Consider the following 15953-nt stretch of genomic DNA (forward strand, 5'->3'; position numbering starts at 1 on the left):
TCGGCTCGCGGAAGATGACGCCGCCCAGGATATTGCGGATCGTGCCGTTCGGGGAGCGCCACATCTGCTTGAGGCCGAATTCGGCCACCCGGTCCTCGTCGGCGGTGATCGTGGCGCATTTGACGCCGACGCCATGCTTCCTGATCGCATACGCGGCATCGGTGGTGACCTGGTCGTCGGTCGCGTCCCGGTGCTCGATGCTGAGGTCGTAATATTCCAGATCGACATCCAGATAGGGGTGGATCAACTTGTCCTTGATGTACTGCCAGATGATACGGGTCATTTCATCGCCATCGAGCTCGACGACCGGATTGGCGACCTTGATTTTCTGCATGTCTTGTCTCTCTCCCAGTGACAGCGGCCCCCGCCGCCTTCTTAACTATCGCAGGTCGCGCATATGGCTTTCGACACTGCGTAGATGACGGCGCATGCTATCGGCGGCGCCGGCGCCGTCGCGCTCGGCAATCGCTTCCACGATGCGTTCATGTTCGGCGAAGCTGTGATGGTCCACCGGCGGGCGCACGGGCGTCTGGCGCAACCTGCCCCAGGTCACGGCACGGCGCACAGCGTTCAACGTGTCCAGCAAGCCGATGAGAAGGGAGTTTTGCGAAGCTTCCGCGATCGTGCGGTGCAGCCGGTTGTCCCAATGCTCGTACTGGCTCCATGTCGGCGCCTGCTGCGCCTTGATCATGCAGTTGCGGATATCGGCGATCTGGCTGCCGGTGGCATTCAGCGCAGCGCATCGTGCAACTTCGGGTTCGAAGGCGATACGCGCGCCCATGACCTCCAGAGGGTTGGTGCGCTGGACCATGGCATTGATGTCGGCCACGGTGTCGATCGGTCGATCGCCGGTGAAGGTGCCTTTCCCGACATGACGCCAGACCACGCCTTCGGCCTGCAGTGTGGCAAGCGCCTTGCGCAGAACAGCACGCCCGACGTCGAGCGACTGGGCCAGTTCTCTCTCCGGCGGCAGTCGGCCATCCTCCGGGAACTCGTTGTCGGCTAGGAATCGTCGAAGCTTGCCGAGCGCGTCGAGGTCAATGTCTTGATCCATGAGTAAAACCAATTTCGAATTGGTTGAGATATTTACGGGTGAGATTGGGTAATGTCAATGTGAGCGGCTGAAAAAGTGCGAGGCCGATGATGCAAGGCTACATGGCTGATAATATAGCGCAAATCTTGATTTTCCCTGAGAGAGGGTGCCTCCTGTCGTGTTCATCACCGCTGCTGGAAGTGAAAAATTGGTTGACACATTCTCCGATTAATATCTGATTGGTTTGAGATTGGGTTCTGGGGAGGACCGATCTTTGGGAGGAGAAATCATGAACCAGCTAGCCAGAAACATCCGGGCGTCGGTGTCCGCCGTCGCCTTTTGCCTTGCCGTCGCCGCGCCGGGAGTGGCGTCGGCGGATCCGATGCGGGTCGCATTCGGAGATATCGCCACGGTCGAATCCCTGCATCTCCTGGCCGCTCTCGAGCGCGCCAAGGAGAAGGGCGTCGACGTGCAGATGACCTTTCTGAAGAGCGAGGACATCGCAGCCCAGGCGGTGGTCAGCGGCCAGGCCGATATCGGTGTCGGTGCACCCTATGCCCTGCTGCAGAAGGTCAAGGCGCCGATCCGCATCTTCATGCAGCTGAGCACCCTGCAGTTCTATCCGGTGGTCAATACCGAGTTCTACAAGGAGTGGAAGGACCTGGATGGCCAGGAAATTGCTGTCCACTCCCGCGGCTCCGGGACGGAGGCCATCATGCAGCTGATGGCCGACAAGAACGGCATCGAATACTCCGGCATTTCCTATGTCCCGGGCGCCGAGGTCCGCACCGGGGCGCTCCTGCAAGGCAATGTCAAGGCAACGATCGTGGACTCGTCCGGCAAGCGTGTTCTGGAGGACAAGGCGCCCGGCAAGTTCGCCTTCCTGCCGCTCGGCGAGGTTGCCGCCACCGACGAGGCGCTGTTTGCCAACACCGATTATCTGTCGGCAAACGCCGCGGATGTGGAAATCCTTGTCGAGGCCATTCTCACGACCTGGCGGGAAGTTGCCGCCGATCCAAAGGCCGTGATCGCGCTTCGCGACAAGTACAAGCTTCTGCCGGACGCCACGCCTGACATGGTGGCCGACATCGAGCCCTACTTTACCGAGGCTGCTGTGGTCATGCCGTTGAACGGCGGCGGCGAAGCTGCGGCTCGTGACGATTTCGACTTCTACACGGTCTCCGGCGCCCTCGAAGGAGAGCCGGCTGACCTGAAGGTCGAAGACTTCTGGGACCTGACGGCTCTCGACAAGGTCACATCCAAAATCGGTACCAAGTAAGATGCAGATGACTGTGTCCCCTGCAAAGCTGGACAATGGAATCGGAGCCTCGAAAGAGGCTTCGATCACCCGAGGCCAAGCTATCCGTATCTTCGCCGACGAGCGGCGGTCGTTCTGGATCGTCCTGTCGCTCGCCATTTTGTTTTTCGCCTGGGAAGTTGCCGGGCGCATCCCGATCAGCTTTGCATTTCCCACCTTCAGCGAGACCATCCTCGCGTTCGGTGAAATGGTGGCAGACGGCAGCATGCTCAAGGCTTACTTCCTGACGCTGCAGCCGCTGGTTCTGGGGGTGATCGTGTCTGCCGCCGTCGGCATTGCGCTTGGTGTCGCCATGGGTTTGTCGGAGAAGGCGGAATGGCTGCTGGCGCCGGTCTTCATCGTTCTGCAGGCCGCGCCGATGGCGGCACTCGTCCCGCTCGTGACCTTCGTCTACGGCATCGGGCTGACCGCCAAGACGCTGGCGGTCATCATGCTGGCGCTGCCGGTCATCGTGCTCAACTCCTACAAGGCCGTCAGGCACGTCAATCCGTCACTGGTCGATATGTGCCGCTCCTTCCAGGGAAACCGCATGCAGCAGATCTTCAAGATCATCATTCCGGACGCGTCGCCGGTGCTGTTTGCCGGTCTCCGGCTGGGAATTGCCGCCGGCTTCATCGGGGTGATGCTGGCCGAACTGCTGATTACGCCGACCGGCATCGGCGATCTCATCACCTACCACCGCTCGGTCGCCAACTACGCGCACATGTATGCAGCCGTGGCGTCGATCATCGCAGTATCGACGCTAACGCTCGCCGGGCTGCAATACGTCGAAACGCATCTGCTGCGTCCGGAAAAGAGGAGAAAGTAAAATGGCAAATCCTGCCTTGGTCCGCAGCAGCGGCATCAATCCGATCACCACCAGCGACGCCGTGGTTCAGGTGCGCGACATCTGCAAGAACTACGGCGACATCGAAGCGCTTCGTGGCATCAACCTCGAGTTCGAGCGCGGCAAGCTCACCACGCTCCTCGGTCCCTCCGGTTGCGGAAAGACGACGCTTCTCAAGATCATCGCCGGCCTGGTGCCGGCCACCTCCGGGGAGATCATTGTCAATGGCCGCGTCGTCACCGGGCCAGGTCCCGAGCGGGCCTTCGTCTTCCAGGACTTTGCTTTGATGCCCTGGGCGACGGTCCTTCGCAACGTTGCCTTCGGCCTCGAGCTCAAGGGAATGGCGTCCGCCGAGCGGACCCGCATCGCCCGTCGCTATATCGAGCAGGTCGGCTTGGCCGGTTTCGAAGAGAAATATCCGCACGAACTGTCCGGCGGCATGCGCCAGCGGGTGGGGATTGCGCGCGCCTTTGCCGTCAATGCCGACGTGCTTCTGCTGGACGAGCCGTTCTCTGCGGTCGATGAGCAGAACCGCCGCAAGTTCCAGGAAGACCTGCTGCAACTCGTGGAGCAGGAGAAGAAGACTTTCATCTTCGTCACCCACTCCATCGAGGAGGCGGTCTATGTCTCTGACCGCATTGTCCTCCTGTCACCGCGGCCGGGCCGGATCTCGCAGATCATCGACCCGATGATCGACCGCTCCGCCACCCCTGATGACATTCGTCGCGATGCCGGATACCTCGACGTGGTCGAGGAAATTTGGCAGGGGCTGCGCCAGTATGCGGAGTGATACGCCATGACCCTCTTTGGTACACGCATACCCATGATGACGTCGTTGATCTTCTGGCTGCTCGTCTGGGAGATCGTCGGGCAACTTGAACTGATGTTCCTGATTCCACCGATCAGTTCGATCTTCATGGCGGGTGTCGAACTCGTGCAGACCGGATCGTGGCAGAGCGCCTCGATCATCACCCTGCGGTCTTTCGTCTATGGCATGGCGCTCGCCATCTCCGTGGGCGTTCCGCTGGGCGTCCTGATGGGGCGGGTCAAGGTCATCGACAACATCTTCGGCCTCTGGGTGAACATGTTCGTCAGCGCCCCTCTCTCGGCGCTGGTCCCGGTTCTCATGATCCTCTTCGGTCTCGGGGAAACGACGGTCTTCGTCACCGTCTTCCTGTTCGCGGTCTGGATCATCGTGCTGGACGCCCGAGCCGGCGTCATGCAGGTCCCGGCCTCACTCGTCGAGATGGGGCGCAGCTACGGCGCTTCGCGCTGGACGATCTTCACCAAGATCATCCTTCTCTCCGCCTTGCCCGAGATCCTGGCAGGCATCCGGATCGGATTGATCCGCGGCGTGAAGGGCGTTGTCATCGGGCAGATTCTGGTTTCCGTGATCGGCTACGGCGAGCTCTTCGAGCTCTACTCCCGCAGCTTCGACATGGAACGCTTCTGGGCCCTTACCATGCTTCTCTTTGTGGCGGCTATGCTGCTGTCCGCGGGAGTGGAACACTTCGAAAAACGCATCGAATACTACGCAGGAGCGCGATAATGAACGAAATGCCGCAACTCACGAACTACGTCTTCAAGCCAGCGCCGGTACCGACGCTTGCGGTCGCGGGCAGCGAGGCGCTGTTTCCGATCCACCGCATCTATTGCGTCGGCCGCAACTTTGCCGACCATGCGATTGAGATGGGGCACGACCCGAACAAGGAGCCGCCCTTCTTCTTCCAGAAGAACCCGGACACCATCGTTCCGATGGGCCAGGACTTCCCCTATCCGAGCGAGTCCAAAGACGTCCATCACGAGATCGAACTGGTTGTGGCCCTTCAGAAGGGAGGTAAGGATATCCCACTCGAAGAGGCACTCGACTGCGTCTACGGCTATGCGGTCGGCCTCGACATGACCCGCCGCGATCTGCAGGGAGAGGCGAAAAAGGCCGGACGCCCATGGGAAACCGGCAAGGCCTTCGAAGCCTCCGCGCCATGCGGCCCGCTGCATCCGGCCTCGAAGATCGGCCATCCGACAGAGGGCGAAGTCTGGCTGAAAGTCAACGGCGAGATGCGGCAGAGCGGCGATCTCAACCAGATGATCTGGAAGGTGCCGGAGATGATTTCCTACCTGTCGCGCCTGTTCGAGCTGAAGGCCGGCGATCTGATCTTCGCGGGAACCCCGGCCGGCGTCGGTGCCGTCGTCAGGGGCGACGAGATGGTCGGGCATGTGGCCGGCGTCGACGATATCTCCTTCCGCGTCGCCTGACCGGGCAGCGCCGCAGCAGTAACGAGACAGGGTAGCTCCGGCTCACCCTGTCTCCCCAATTCCGGCCCGCTCCGGGCACTTATCCTTTACCTCATGCTCTGGGATCCGTCATGCCTGCATCGCTCATGCTGCTGACTTCGTTTGCTCTCGTCCTCGGCCTCGTCGGCTGCGTCTCAGGGTTCCTGGCCGGGCTCCTGGGTGTCGGCGGCGGGATCGTCGTGGTGCCGGTGCTCTACCACGTGCTGGCAGTCTTTGACGTCGACATCGTCTTGCGTGCCCACATCGCGGTCGGGACGTCGCTTGCGACCATCATACCCACCTCGATCCAGTCGATCCGCGCCCACCGGGCAAAAGGTGCCGTTGACGAGCAACTCCTGAAGCTCTGGGGGCCGTTCGTGGCGATGGGCGTCATCCTTGGCGTTGTCGTTGCAGCCTACGCGCCGGCATCTCTGCTCACCGCCGTCTTCGGCATCGTGGCGGCAACCGTTGCGCTTTACATGCTGTTCACGCGCGAGGGATGGCATCCGGTCAAGGGGCTGCCCGGGCGGCCGGGGCAGGCGGCGATGGCCACGACCATCGGGACCATCTCCACGCTCATGGGCATTGGCGGCGGCACCCTGACGGTGCCGACGCTGAGCCTGTGCAGCTATCCGGTCCGCCGGGCCGTCGGCACCGCGTCGGTGGTCGGGCTGATCATCGCGGTTCCCGGAACGATCGGCTATATCGTCAGCGGCTGGGGCCTGCCGGGGCTGCCGGTGTTTTCTCTGGGATACGTCAACGTTGCCGGCTTCGCCGCGATTGTCGTGACCAGCATGTGGTTTGCTCCGCTTGGTGCGCGCAAGGCGCATTCCATAGAGCCGCGCACGCTCCGCCTGCTGTTTGGCATCTTCCTCACCATTACGTCTTCGAAAATGCTGTTTGACAGCTACCGTCTTCTTTCATGACCGGAGCCAAGTTACTCAAGTAGAACGATCGCGCGCGAACGCACTCATTTCGAGCAGCCAGATGCCGAGTTGAGCGGTAGCTTTAGAGATCGTGAGATCCGCCTGCAGTTATTCCACCTCAGCGGTTCTAAAACGGCCTTTCTGTAATCGGCCCCGTAGCGAATAGTTATCGTTCTGGACCCGCATTCCGACCGTTTCCTGTTCCGCGACATAGTTAGCGAAGGCCGCCATTTGCGTGTCGCACCAGTGCTTCCGAAGTGCGGATTAGGCTGGACTCGACACGGGCGATTTCGCCGTCCCAGTTGGAGAACTCCGCCCATGCAAACAGAGCAATGAAGCAGCCGAGCCCCAGCAGCAGTCCACGGAAGATTTCATGCCAGGGCTTTGAACATATGCGGGCGAGACTATCAATCGGCGAACGCCAGTTCATGTCGGCGCCGGCTGGCGCCGGTGCCGCGACCAACCGCCTTGGCCAGGTCCTGTTCCGTGTAGGGCTTGGGCAAGAAGCGGGCACCAGCGGGCAGGGCATTAGGTTGGACGCGACCGGATGTGACGACGATCGCAACGCCTGGATGCAGCCGCTTCGCTTTTCGTGCGGGCGTCCAGGACCCCATAGCCAAGATCCTCCATGATGTCGCCTGCAATCATGGCAGCGAGCGGCTCGTCCTCCACCAGCAGGACAATTCTACGGTGGCCACTCACTCTGTGCTGCTAACAGCCGGAGTAGCCCCGGAGCTATTGTCCGCGATCCCCGGGATGAGACTTTGGAAGATCGCGTCATTGGTCGCGCGCCATGTCTCGTCGCTCAGCCAGACGTAGTCTTGATCCGGCATCAGCGGAACCGTCTTCACCTGGTCGTTGGAGATACGCAGGTAGAAGCTCTTGCGCGTCTGATCGATGACGAGATACCGAAGCGGGACCACCAGGCTGTCCTTGCCGGCGACGAAAAAGCCGTCCGAGGCGACGATCACGTAATCCCAGCGGTCCTTGGTGCCGATCACGACGTTGCGAACCTCGCCGACGATCATGTCGTCGGAGGTGCGCACCTCCGCCCCGATGATCTCGCTGGCCAGCAATCCGGGATCGAGATCGTTGATGCTGACGAGCGCCTCTTCTCCGGGTTCACCGCGGCTTCCCTGGATCTGACCCAGACGGTGCCACTGTGGTTCGCCGGCGGCGAGCTGCTGATCGGCCTCGTCTTCGTCATTGGTGCCAAGGCGCGCCATATGCGGCGCCGCGATCAGCTCCCTGATGTTGCCGAGGAGCCGTTCGCAGTCTTCTTCCATGCCGTAGTTCCAGAGCAGGAAGGCCGCATCTCTCAAGGCGCGCAGATCATGAACGAGGTAGCGGTTCTCAGGAGCGCGCAGTTCAGCGTTCTCCAGGACGGCTTCTTCGAGCTGGGCGTCGGAGATATTGCAGGCGGCCCAGCTCGCGGAACTGCTCATCGCCAGCAGGAATGCGCCGGCTGCGAAGGATTTCAGGAATGTCATAGAAGTCCGATCAGCGGATTATGAGTAACTTCGTGTCGCCATCGCACTAGTCGGAAGGGAGCGAACCGCAGACGCTGATCTTCGTCAGCCTAACTCTTCTTGATCGCTTTTGTTCCACCGGCGACAGCAGCCGTCAGATTCCGCGCCCGTCGAGATATCGCTGAACAACAGGTCGTCGGTTCATATTCTTTCAAGGCCAACAAGCCTTCTCGTAGCTCGCCGTCTCAATCGATCCCGGTGGCTTCGGCTAGGTCCTGAGCCGCGGATGGCTTCGAAAGCTGCAACGCGTCCTCCGGGCGCAGCACCTTTCGCAAAAGATCTTCGGGGCTTATCGACTGCATCATCAACGACAGGTGTTGCCAAGAGACGAGAGGTTGTCAGGGCAGATCAGCCGGTGCGGCGATTCACCACCCGGCCCCACGACGCCGCAAGAATTTCACCTTCCCATTGAAGTGCTCTTAAAACAGGGCATATAGACGGTATGGAAAAGAACCAGATAGACGACATCAACGCCCAGATCCTCAAGCTCCGCACTGCGTTGCCGATCTGGGGGGTGGAAGCGAATGATCTCGTCGAGCTTGCTCGGAATGCCGAGCGGGCCGCCATTCATGTCGACGAGCGGACCATGCAGCGCATGCGTGGCCTGATTGAAACGACCACCGGGTGGCACAACACCCTTCTCTACTGGGAAGAACAGGATGCTGCGCCGGCGTTGAGCGCGGACATCCGGGTGATCCGCGGGTCGCTCGATGCAATGCGGGCGGAAGTCGCCGCAGCCGCCGCCAAGTTCACCTCCTGAACCAAGTTCTGCGGGGATCAACAGCGCCGTAGCGTGCAGTGCGTGCATTGCACGGACGGGCGCTCTTTTTTGTCGACGCGCCTGGCTTCCAACCGTGACGGACGCAAAGAACGCTGTACCGCCACGGGGGCCCGCAGTCCAACCTGAGCCATCAAGGTCGTTTGTCGCTCGCCAGCTTCATGAGCAGTGAGGCTTGGAGCGTCATTGGGTCTCCAGTTCTACGGAAACAAGTACGCCAGCCTCGAGATTGTCGTGTCCGCGAAGGACGCCGGCAAGCCAGGCCTGCCGATCGACATCGTTCAGCTCGGCGTGTTGGGGGGTGCTGATCAGAACTTGTGAGGCAGACAAACATGCGTACGACCCGTTGGAAAGATCCCGTTGTTATCTATGACGGACGTATCCGGATTACGCGTTCCTCACCGGAAGAGGCGATGAACTGGCTCGTCCACGTGCGGGACCAGAACAGCGGCAAGTGGCGAAATGCTTGGCAGCCGTGCCGAGCCGTGCATGAAGTTAAGCTCCCTGCCGATGAAGCCCGATCGGCTGTCATGCTGGCTGCTCACAACAAGCACTGACGGAGCCGACCCGCCGTGAGCGAAGGCGATGTGGGAAGACGGCGGACATATTCATTCACCCACCTCCCTCGACTGGGGCGCGGGGGCGCGTGCTGCAGTCCCGTGGCCATTGGATGGGAGGTTGCGTGTGGCGCCGGCTTGGCTGTTGCTTTGTTGGTGAAAAGAGCGCGTCCTATGTCTTAGGGGCTGCAAGCCTCTTGGGAGGGCTGCATGTCCACTGAATGGAAGAGACCGATTCACATCCGCATCGGAACCGGCTCCGCCGACACGATTGCGGGACCGAGCGAGGCGTTCGCCGCGCTCAGCTATCGTTGGCCAGCGGAGCATGGGCGTCGCTACAGTGATGCGAAACGACTCTGTCGCATGGCAGTTGCTGGCAATGTCTCTGCAGAACTCGCGAGAGAAGCATTCATTGCAGCAGCCCAGGAAGCCTCCGTGTTGGACTAGGTTTTTGGCCCAGCTAGAGACGTTTATCGTCCTGTATCGTCCAGTGGTCGCGAAAGGGCCGCCTCACAATCCCCTAGGCAGTCTGAATGACCGTGAACGCGGTGATCAAAATCGACTTTAAGTGTGTCTGGAGGACGCCTGTCCACGTAGGCACGGGCAACCTTGCTCACGACACCGTCATGGGCCCGGCTGGAGCAATCCTTTATATGCGGACGCGTTTTTTTCGTAAGGCCGGTATTCTCTATTGGCGGGCGTCGGACCTCTGCGCCGGCGCCGTTAGGGGAAAAGTGCACCCTGAATTGGTGAGAGAGCCCTTCCTGGCTGCGTATGTTCATGATGCCTGCGAGCGAAATGACAAACGCTAGCGGGTCCCCCCCAGGTCATGGAGGCAAGGGCGCTGCAGTTTCCCGAACATATGGGGTCGCTGACGCGCAGCGGCCGTAAGATGAGTCGGCTCTATTGGATTTGCGGAGAAAACCATGCTCAGCACCACCGTCTTCGATGAGGAAGCCAGTTTCGTCTATGGCGAAGAGACCCGGCACGCCGTTGTCTCCTATAAAGGAAAGACCGAGTACATAGGCCCCTTCAGTGACAAGCAGGCTGCTATGGACGCTGCCAAAGTACGCTGTCGAAGTCGCGGATGGACAGGGGAAAGCTTCATCTGAGGATGGCGAAGCGACTACATTCGGAGCGGGCGGCGTGGTCCCAGTATGTTCGCAGGCGTTCCCTTTTTTCCGGAAATCATCGATATCTTTTAGCAGTACCTTTTCCGAGAATCCGCTTTCGTTCGCCATCCGTCCATGGTGCGCATTCGTCTGGGGCGGTGTGGCTGGGTTGTCCCGTAGCCATGCCGCCATCTTTTCGACGGCGAGCGCGCGTACATCCTTCGGGATGCCGTACCGCAGCGACCAGATTTTCGAAGGTGTCAGCGTAAGCCCCGCCACCTTCGAATGAAGCGGGTGGTCGACGGGAACCAAATCGGCGGAACGAGGTTCAGCATTAACCTCATGAACGTTCTCCCTATCTACCCGCCTTCTAGGCGGGCTTTTTTATCTCCACATGCTGTACGGGCGGCAGGAACGGAGCGTCTTCCTGTTGGTTCGATCCCGAAGATTGGATGGAGACGACATGCCCAGGTATTACTTCCACGTCCGAAAGCCGGGTGCCTTCGAAGAAGATCCGGAAGGAGCTTTGTTCCCCTCGTTGGATGCTGCCCACGATGAGGCCGTCCAAGCTGCTCGGGAAATACTCGCGGAGAAGGTTTTGTCCGACGACGTTATAGACGGGCAGTCGTTCGAGATCACCGCTGAGGACGGAACTGTGCTGGGTGCTGTGCCCTTCCGATCGGTCCTCCGGCTCGAATAAGACGTCCATATTCGGCTGGGGCGGCAGGTCGGCGGGACCTAAGTCGAGGTAGAGTGTACCTCATGAACGTCCTCCCTACTGCTCGCCTGGTAAGCGGGCTCTTGTTTGAAGCCTACATCTATTCCGTGTGTTTCGGCGTGCAAAATTGGCTCTGACTCACCTTTGATGAATTCCCAGCGGATGCAGCGCACTGGTAACGTAGGCGGCGGCACGTGGGCAGGTCAAACACAAAAAAGGACCGTACATCCGCATCTTCAACAGCCTGAGGGCGAAATAACAGCGTTGGTGGTTCGTATCCTTTCAAGACCGGCAGATGCAAGATGGAAGGTTGGCATTCTGTCCCTTGCTTCGCCTTGCGCGTCCTGTGGTCACCGCTCTACGTCATCTCGCAATGCCAGCCCGCTTCACGAAGTACTTGGTCGATCATCTGTTGCGCTTGCCCGATCTGGGCAGCCTCAGACAGCACGTAGTCGGGTACTTCAATGTTCATCTCGGTGCGCAGAGCATCCTGCAGGTCTGACCCCTGGTGTACTACCACGTGTCTCGAGATCTGGCCCAGGATATGATGGGCCTCAACTCGGCCGACAGTTTGCGCCAGGTGCATCATCACGGCTTCCGAATGGATCAATCCACGCGTGGTGGCGAGATTATCGCGCATCCGCTCCTCGTTGACCTCCAATCCCAACAGGAGCTCGACAGCAAGACTCGCACTTCCTGCAAGGTGTCGGATCGCATCGCATATAGCTGCGCGTTCCCTGTAGCCATGGCCGATTCCCCGTTCGTGCTCCTGTAGCATGGCGTCCAGCACGAGACCTGGCACATGCTGGACATTTCTGGCGGCTTCAATGATGGCCTCGCAAATCACCGGATTACGTTTCTGCGGCATGGTCGAGGAGCTGCCACGGCCTTCGGCAGCCGGCTCGGCAAGCTCTCCGACTTCTGTGGAGACCATCAGGGAGATGTCGACTGCCATCTTGCCCATTGCCGCAAGTAGAATGGCGGCTGCGGAAGCCAGCGCCGCCATGCGGTCTCGGCTGACGTGCCAACTGATTGATGGTTCGGACAAGCTCAAACGAGTGGCCAGGGCCTGACGCAGGGCTGTGCCCCTGTCGCCCAGTGAAGCAAGCGTGCCGGCAGCCCCGCCAAACTGCAGGACCGAAGCCTCTTCCATCGCCCGCACAAGCCCCTGCCGGGCGCGGACGATCTGGTCCAGCCAAACGGCGACTTTGTAGCCGAAGGAAATGGGAACCCCATGCTGTAGCTTGGATCTCCCGGCCATGAGGGTATGGCGATGCTTGTGGCAGATTCGTGCAAGTTGCTGCTCGACCTGCGTCACGTCGCTCAGTACACCCTGCAAGGCGCTGCGCAGCTGCAGCACCTGGGCGGTGTCCATGACATCCTGCGTCGTGGTGCCATAGTGCACCCATTGACCATGCTCTCCGGCAAGCGTGGATAACATCGACACCAGCGGGACTATTGGATAGCCGACCGCAGCAGCGTCGCGGCGCAAGGTCTCCATGTCCAGCAGCTCGCGACGGCAGATGCTCGTGATCGGTGAAACGGCTTCTGCCGGAATAACACCAAGCGCGCCTTGCACTTCCGCAAGGGCGGTTTCAAATCGCAGGTAGGCATCGACGGTCCCCCCTTCGCCGAATATGCTGGAGGCCCTCAGGTAGCCACGGGTCTGGGACAGCAGTCCCGGGGACGTCGATGCCAGAGACATGCGGCTTTATTCCGTGACCGGAGCGATGGCAGCGGGAATCTCCACGCCTTGTTCCTGGTAGTAGCGCGCGGCACCGGGATGCAGCGGTATGAACGTGTTCTTGAGGATGTTCTCCGCCACCGTGTCGCGTGCCGCCGAATGAGTGGATACCATGCGCTCCTTGTTTTCCAGAACTGCCTTGGTGATCCGATAAGCCAAATCGTCAGACATTGAAGCATCTGCCACAACGAAGTTCCACATCGCTGCAGTCTTCAGGTCCTCCGTCGGTGTCTTGTAAGTGCCTTGTGGGATGGTGAATCCGACAGCGTAGGGATTCCTTTGCAAGATATCGGACAACGTCTTTTCACTCATTCCGAAGATCGTCACGTCCAGCGTGTTTTCCAGTTCGGACAACGAAGGATGGGGAATGCCTCCGGCTGTGACGATCGCATCTAGTCGCCCGTCTGCCAGCTGGCTCGCCTGATCGCCAATTCCTCCATACTGGAGGTCGGCATCAATGCCCATCGCGTCCAGCCAACGCGCCCAGTAGGTTCCACCCGTCCCGGCCCGCGGGCCTGCCCCGACCCTTTTTCCCGCCAGATCCTCAAGTGAAGAGATGCCGCTGTCGGCGAGCGCAATCATTTGGAACGGCGTCGGATACATCGCAAACAGCGCGCGCATATCTCTGTATTTTTGACCCGGAGCCAGTTCAGATGTTCCTTCCATGGCCTCAAAAGCTGGCCCGGAAGTGGTTATGCCGAGTTCTGTTTGTTCCGCCTGCAGCAGGACAAGGTTCTGTGCAGGGCCCTGGGTCTGCCGGGTTGATGTTGGGATCCCAACGACATCGGAAACAACCCGCGCAACGCCTTCACCGTAGATTGCATAGACGCCGCCCGGCGAAGCTGTCGAGATCGTCATTGAGCTTGGCGCATCTTGCGCGGTCGCTGAGAATGCAAGACATAGAAGCGACGTCAAGGTGATCGTGGTCTTGGTAAGCATCATCATGGAGTTCCTCCTCTTTTGACTCCGGGTTGAAAAGATCTGGTCGTCATGCCGGCTGTGCTCTTAGGCGGCGCCAACGCCCCCACACCAGCAGGACTGCCGCGAGTGCGAGGCCCACGATGTCAGTGGGTACATTGGACCAAAGCAACAGAAGGGCTGCGAGTGCGGCGAGCAGTCGAGCAAAAAGCCCGATCGGACCGAACAAATAGCCTTCACCAGCCACGGCAATGAAGTAGATCGCGACGAGCGCGGTTGTGAAGACATGTGCCGTTTCCAGCCAGGAGCCCTGAAACATGATCTCCGGGCTGGTGTAGAACATGAACGGAAGGATAAAGGCAGCAATCCCATACCGCATGGCACGGACAGATGTGAGCCAGGGCTTTCCGCCGGCGATGGCAGCACCCGCGAAGGCAGCAATGGCGACTGGCGGCGTAATTGCCGAGATTACGGCGCAGTAGAAGACGAACATGTGCGCGGCTAGCGCAGACACCCCCATCTGCTGCAGGGCCGGCGCCACAACCGCCGCTGCAATCGCATAGGCCGCGGTTGTTGGCATACCCATCCCGAGGATAATCGAGATCACCATAGCCAGCATGAATGCAAGGGTCTGGCTTTCGCCCGCCGCCGAGAGCAGGACCGATGAAAATCGTCCGCCCAGCCCCGTCAGACCCAGAACCCCCACCACGATTCCAGCGCATGCCATCACGCCGATCAGCTGCAGAGACTTACGGGCTGACTCCGCCAGTCCATGGTAGGTGGTCGTCACGACAGATCGGAGACACTCAGGGACCCGCGCGGTACTACCACCCATGAGTGCCACCCCAATCATCAGCATCATACTTGCGACAGTTGCGGTCGCCCCCGCGAGGTTGATCTGAACGCCGGTGCTGGGAAGCACAAGGAACAGCACCAGCGGAAGGGCGAGCACATGGGAGCGCAAACCCAGTTCGCGGCACGTCAGAACCAGAAGCGTCGACGCCAATCCCCAGGTGCCTGCTGCAATGATGGAATAGCCAGAAAGAAGTAGGTAGATAAGCACCACCAATGGCAGCAGAAGAAACACGTCCTGAGCCAGTTCACGCAGTCTCGGCAACTCGCTGCGCGGTACGCCGTTGAGACCGAGACGCTGCGCCTGCAGATCGACCGTCAAAAAGATAGCCAGGTAAAAAAGAATACAAGGCAACGCCGCGGCGATTGCTATCTCTGCATAGGGAATACCCGTGATCTCGGCCATAATGAAAGCTCCCGCTCCCATCACAGGCGGCACCAGTTGGCCGCCTGACGAAGAAGCCGCTTCGATTCCACCGGCACTTTCACGTGGATAGCCAACGCGGCGCATCATCGGAATGGTGAAGGTGCCTGTTGCGACCACGTTCGCCACGGCCGAGCCGGAGACTGTGCCAAACAATAGCCCTGAGAAAACGGATACTTTTCCTGGCCCCCCACGTGTGGCCCCGAACAGTGCCATGGCTAGGCGCATGAAGTAGTCGCCGGCACCTGAGGCTTGCAGGAAAACTGCAAATGCTACGAAGAGAATGATGTAGCGAGAGGATGCCGCGACCGTCATGCCGAAGATCCCGTCCTGGCTGTAGAGGAAGGACAGGAAGTTGTCCGTCTGGAAGCCAGAGTGGTGAAGGATCCCAGGCAACCAGTCACCGACGAAGACATAAGAGATGAAAACAAACGCAATGATAGGCAGCATCAGGCCTGACACACGTCGCGCAAACTCCAGGACGACCAAGGTACCAACCGCGCCGCAGATCATGTCAGCGGTCGTGGTGATGACACCAGTGCGCATGATGAGCGCATCGAGGTGGACAGCCACGTAAATGCTACATCCAATGGCTCCGGCCACCAGAGCTGCATCGAAAGGCCCGGCGATGACTGCTCGTTCTTGTCTCCAAGCTTTAAGTCCGACGAAGGTGAGAGCCGCGCCGATGTTGACGTGGATCACCCGGTAGACCCATTCGTCGATCGACCAGAAATTCAAAACGGCCAGATGGAAAACAGCATACAGGGCTGAGGTGAGTGCGAGGGCAACCGCCATCCGGGCGGGCAGACTGCGGTCGTGTCCCTCCGCGTCCAGTTCGGCCACATCCTCGACCAAGCCATTTATCATCAGTCCCTCCCCAGAACATGTACGTACAAGTTGACATATGCGTATAGGTTGAGGCAAAGCTGGTGACGCGTCAAGTC

General features: G+C 59.9%; 19 protein-coding genes. 12 read left to right on the top strand and 7 right to left on the bottom strand.

Translation table 11 applies throughout. The features are described from left to right. Both EO99_RS0121500 and EO99_RS0121505 read right to left on the bottom strand, forming a co-directional pair. Positions 1–334 (bottom strand): isocitrate/isopropylmalate family dehydrogenase (locus EO99_RS0121500; protein WP_029620635.1); only part of this gene is annotated, 334 nt, incomplete at its 3' end. Positions 335–379: 45 nt separating this feature from the next. Beyond that, the gene (locus EO99_RS0121505) at positions 380–1054 is read right to left on the bottom strand and encodes a FadR/GntR family transcriptional regulator (protein ID WP_029620636.1); all 675 of its coding nucleotides are present in this window, start codon (positions 1052–1054) and stop codon (positions 380–382) included. A gap of 268 nt (positions 1055–1322) precedes the next feature. On the opposite strand from EO99_RS0121505, the gene EO99_RS0121510 reads away from it, so the two are divergent. The 6 genes from EO99_RS0121510 (at position 1323) to EO99_RS0121535 (ending at position 6377) form a co-directional block, all read left to right on the top strand. Beyond that, positions 1323–2312, top strand: a complete 990-nt coding sequence (locus EO99_RS0121510; RefSeq protein WP_029620637.1) for an ABC transporter substrate-binding protein — start codon at positions 1323–1325, stop codon at positions 2310–2312. Positions 2313–2319: 7 nt separating this feature from the next. Beyond that, complete coding sequence (locus tag EO99_RS0121515) at positions 2320–3159, top strand: ABC transporter permease (RefSeq protein ID WP_156034946.1); 840 nt, start codon at positions 2320–2322, stop codon at positions 3157–3159. Between the two features lies 1 nt (position 3160). After that, a complete protein-coding gene (locus EO99_RS0121520; protein ID WP_029620639.1) occupies positions 3161–3967 on the top strand; it encodes an ABC transporter ATP-binding protein in 807 nt (268 codons plus the stop codon). Between the two features lie 6 nt (positions 3968–3973). Further along, complete coding sequence (locus tag EO99_RS0121525; RefSeq protein ID WP_029620640.1) at positions 3974–4726, top strand: ABC transporter permease; 753 nt, start codon at positions 3974–3976, stop codon at positions 4724–4726. Then, on the top strand, positions 4726–5433 hold the full coding sequence (locus tag EO99_RS0121530) for a fumarylacetoacetate hydrolase family protein (RefSeq protein ID WP_029620641.1): 708 nt from the start codon (positions 4726–4728) through the stop codon (positions 5431–5433). The genes EO99_RS0121525 and EO99_RS0121530 overlap by 1 nt, the downstream gene beginning before the upstream one ends. 110 nt (positions 5434–5543) lie before the next feature. After that, entirely contained in the window at positions 5544–6377 is an 834-nt protein-coding gene (locus EO99_RS0121535) for a sulfite exporter TauE/SafE family protein (RefSeq protein WP_029620642.1), read from the top strand. Positions 6378–6784: 407 nt separating this feature from the next. Here EO99_RS0121535 and EO99_RS0121540 read toward each other — a convergent pair whose 3' ends face one another. Both EO99_RS0121540 and EO99_RS0121545 read right to left on the bottom strand, forming a co-directional pair. Then, a complete protein-coding gene (locus EO99_RS0121540; RefSeq protein WP_029620643.1) occupies positions 6785–6991 on the bottom strand; it encodes a hypothetical protein in 207 nt (68 codons plus the stop codon). An 84-nt stretch (positions 6992–7075) separates the two neighbouring features. After that, complete coding sequence (locus tag EO99_RS0121545; protein WP_051680016.1) at positions 7076–7867, bottom strand: PRC-barrel domain-containing protein; 792 nt, start codon at positions 7865–7867, stop codon at positions 7076–7078. A 481-nt stretch (positions 7868–8348) separates the two neighbouring features. Between EO99_RS0121545 and EO99_RS0121555 the strand changes: the two genes are divergently transcribed. The 6 genes from EO99_RS0121555 to EO99_RS0121575 all read left to right on the top strand — a co-directional run bounded on the left by EO99_RS0121555 (position 8349) and on the right by EO99_RS0121575 (position 11053). Next, a complete protein-coding gene (locus EO99_RS0121555; protein WP_029620645.1) occupies positions 8349–8666 on the top strand; it encodes a hypothetical protein in 318 nt (105 codons plus the stop codon). A 204-nt stretch (positions 8667–8870) separates the two neighbouring features. Next, positions 8871–9005, top strand: a complete 135-nt coding sequence (locus tag EO99_RS28525) for a hypothetical protein (RefSeq protein WP_268871315.1) — start codon at positions 8871–8873, stop codon at positions 9003–9005. Between the two features lie 11 nt (positions 9006–9016). Further along, positions 9017–9241, top strand: a complete 225-nt coding sequence (locus EO99_RS28705; RefSeq protein ID WP_077067146.1) for a DUF982 domain-containing protein — start codon at positions 9017–9019, stop codon at positions 9239–9241. Positions 9242–9451: 210 nt separating this feature from the next. Next, on the top strand, positions 9452–9688 hold the full coding sequence (locus EO99_RS26970; RefSeq protein WP_077067144.1) for a DUF982 domain-containing protein: 237 nt from the start codon (positions 9452–9454) through the stop codon (positions 9686–9688). Positions 9689–10167: 479 nt separating this feature from the next. Further along, on the top strand, positions 10168–10353 hold the full coding sequence (locus EO99_RS0121570) for a hypothetical protein (RefSeq protein WP_029620646.1): 186 nt from the start codon (positions 10168–10170) through the stop codon (positions 10351–10353). Positions 10354–10816: 463 nt separating this feature from the next. After that, positions 10817–11053: a DUF6894 family protein gene (locus EO99_RS0121575; protein WP_029620647.1), complete on the top strand. Its 237-nt coding sequence runs from the start codon at positions 10817–10819 to the stop codon at positions 11051–11053. A 376-nt stretch (positions 11054–11429) separates the two neighbouring features. Here the strand turns inward: EO99_RS0121575 and EO99_RS0121580 are convergent, their stop codons facing one another. Genes EO99_RS0121580 through EO99_RS0121590 form a run of 3 tightly spaced genes read right to left on the bottom strand, consistent with a single transcriptional unit; the run spans position 11430 to position 15876 of the window. Beyond that, entirely contained in the window at positions 11430–12776 is a 1347-nt protein-coding gene (locus tag EO99_RS0121580) for a class-II fumarase/aspartase family protein (RefSeq protein ID WP_051680017.1), read from the bottom strand. A gap of 6 nt (positions 12777–12782) precedes the next feature. Continuing rightward, positions 12783–13760 carry a TAXI family TRAP transporter solute-binding subunit gene (locus tag EO99_RS0121585; protein WP_081852160.1) on the bottom strand — a complete coding sequence of 326 codons (978 nt, stop codon included), beginning with the start codon at positions 13758–13760 and terminating at the stop codon, positions 12783–12785. Between the two features lie 43 nt (positions 13761–13803). After that, complete coding sequence (locus tag EO99_RS0121590) at positions 13804–15876, bottom strand: TRAP transporter permease (protein ID WP_210165096.1); 2073 nt, start codon at positions 15874–15876, stop codon at positions 13804–13806. Positions 15877–15953: the final 77 nt, after the last annotated feature.

The sequence above is a fragment of the Pseudorhizobium marinum genome (genome assembly GCF_000705355.1).
In the GTDB taxonomy this organism is placed as follows: Bacteria; Pseudomonadota; Alphaproteobacteria; order Rhizobiales; family Rhizobiaceae; genus Neorhizobium; species Neorhizobium pelagicum.

Excerpts from the sequence above, each read along its gene's own strand:
- EO99_RS0121505 (WP_029620636.1), bottom strand. The coding sequence starts at position 1,054 with ATGGATCAAGACATTGACCTCGACGCGCTCGGCAAGCTTCGACGATTC.
- EO99_RS0121510 (WP_029620637.1), top strand. The coding sequence starts at position 1,323 with ATGAACCAGCTAGCCAGAAACATCCGGGCGTCGGTGTCCGCCGTCGCC.
- EO99_RS0121515 (WP_156034946.1), top strand. The coding sequence starts at position 2,320 with ATGACTGTGTCCCCTGCAAAGCTGGACAATGGAATCGGAGCCTCGAAA.
- EO99_RS0121520 (WP_029620639.1), top strand. The coding sequence starts at position 3,161 with ATGGCAAATCCTGCCTTGGTCCGCAGCAGCGGCATCAATCCGATCACC.
- EO99_RS0121525 (WP_029620640.1), top strand. The coding sequence starts at position 3,974 with ATGACCCTCTTTGGTACACGCATACCCATGATGACGTCGTTGATCTTC.
- EO99_RS0121530 (WP_029620641.1), top strand. The coding sequence starts at position 4,726 with ATGAACGAAATGCCGCAACTCACGAACTACGTCTTCAAGCCAGCGCCG.
- EO99_RS0121535 (WP_029620642.1), top strand. The coding sequence starts at position 5,544 with ATGCCTGCATCGCTCATGCTGCTGACTTCGTTTGCTCTCGTCCTCGGC.
- EO99_RS0121540 (WP_029620643.1), bottom strand. The coding sequence starts at position 6,991 with ATGGGGTCCTGGACGCCCGCACGAAAAGCGAAGCGGCTGCATCCAGGC.
- EO99_RS0121545 (WP_051680016.1), bottom strand. The coding sequence starts at position 7,867 with ATGACATTCCTGAAATCCTTCGCAGCCGGCGCATTCCTGCTGGCGATG.
- EO99_RS0121555 (WP_029620645.1), top strand. The coding sequence starts at position 8,349 with ATGGAAAAGAACCAGATAGACGACATCAACGCCCAGATCCTCAAGCTC.
- EO99_RS28705 (WP_077067146.1), top strand. The coding sequence starts at position 9,017 with ATGCGTACGACCCGTTGGAAAGATCCCGTTGTTATCTATGACGGACGT.
- EO99_RS26970 (WP_077067144.1), top strand. The coding sequence starts at position 9,452 with ATGTCCACTGAATGGAAGAGACCGATTCACATCCGCATCGGAACCGGC.
- EO99_RS0121570 (WP_029620646.1), top strand. The coding sequence starts at position 10,168 with ATGCTCAGCACCACCGTCTTCGATGAGGAAGCCAGTTTCGTCTATGGC.
- EO99_RS0121575 (WP_029620647.1), top strand. The coding sequence starts at position 10,817 with ATGCCCAGGTATTACTTCCACGTCCGAAAGCCGGGTGCCTTCGAAGAA.
- EO99_RS0121580 (WP_051680017.1), bottom strand. The coding sequence starts at position 12,776 with ATGTCTCTGGCATCGACGTCCCCGGGACTGCTGTCCCAGACCCGTGGC.
- EO99_RS0121585 (WP_081852160.1), bottom strand. The coding sequence starts at position 13,760 with ATGATGATGCTTACCAAGACCACGATCACCTTGACGTCGCTTCTATGT.
- EO99_RS0121590 (WP_210165096.1), bottom strand. The coding sequence starts at position 15,876 with ATGATAAATGGCTTGGTCGAGGATGTGGCCGAACTGGACGCGGAGGGA.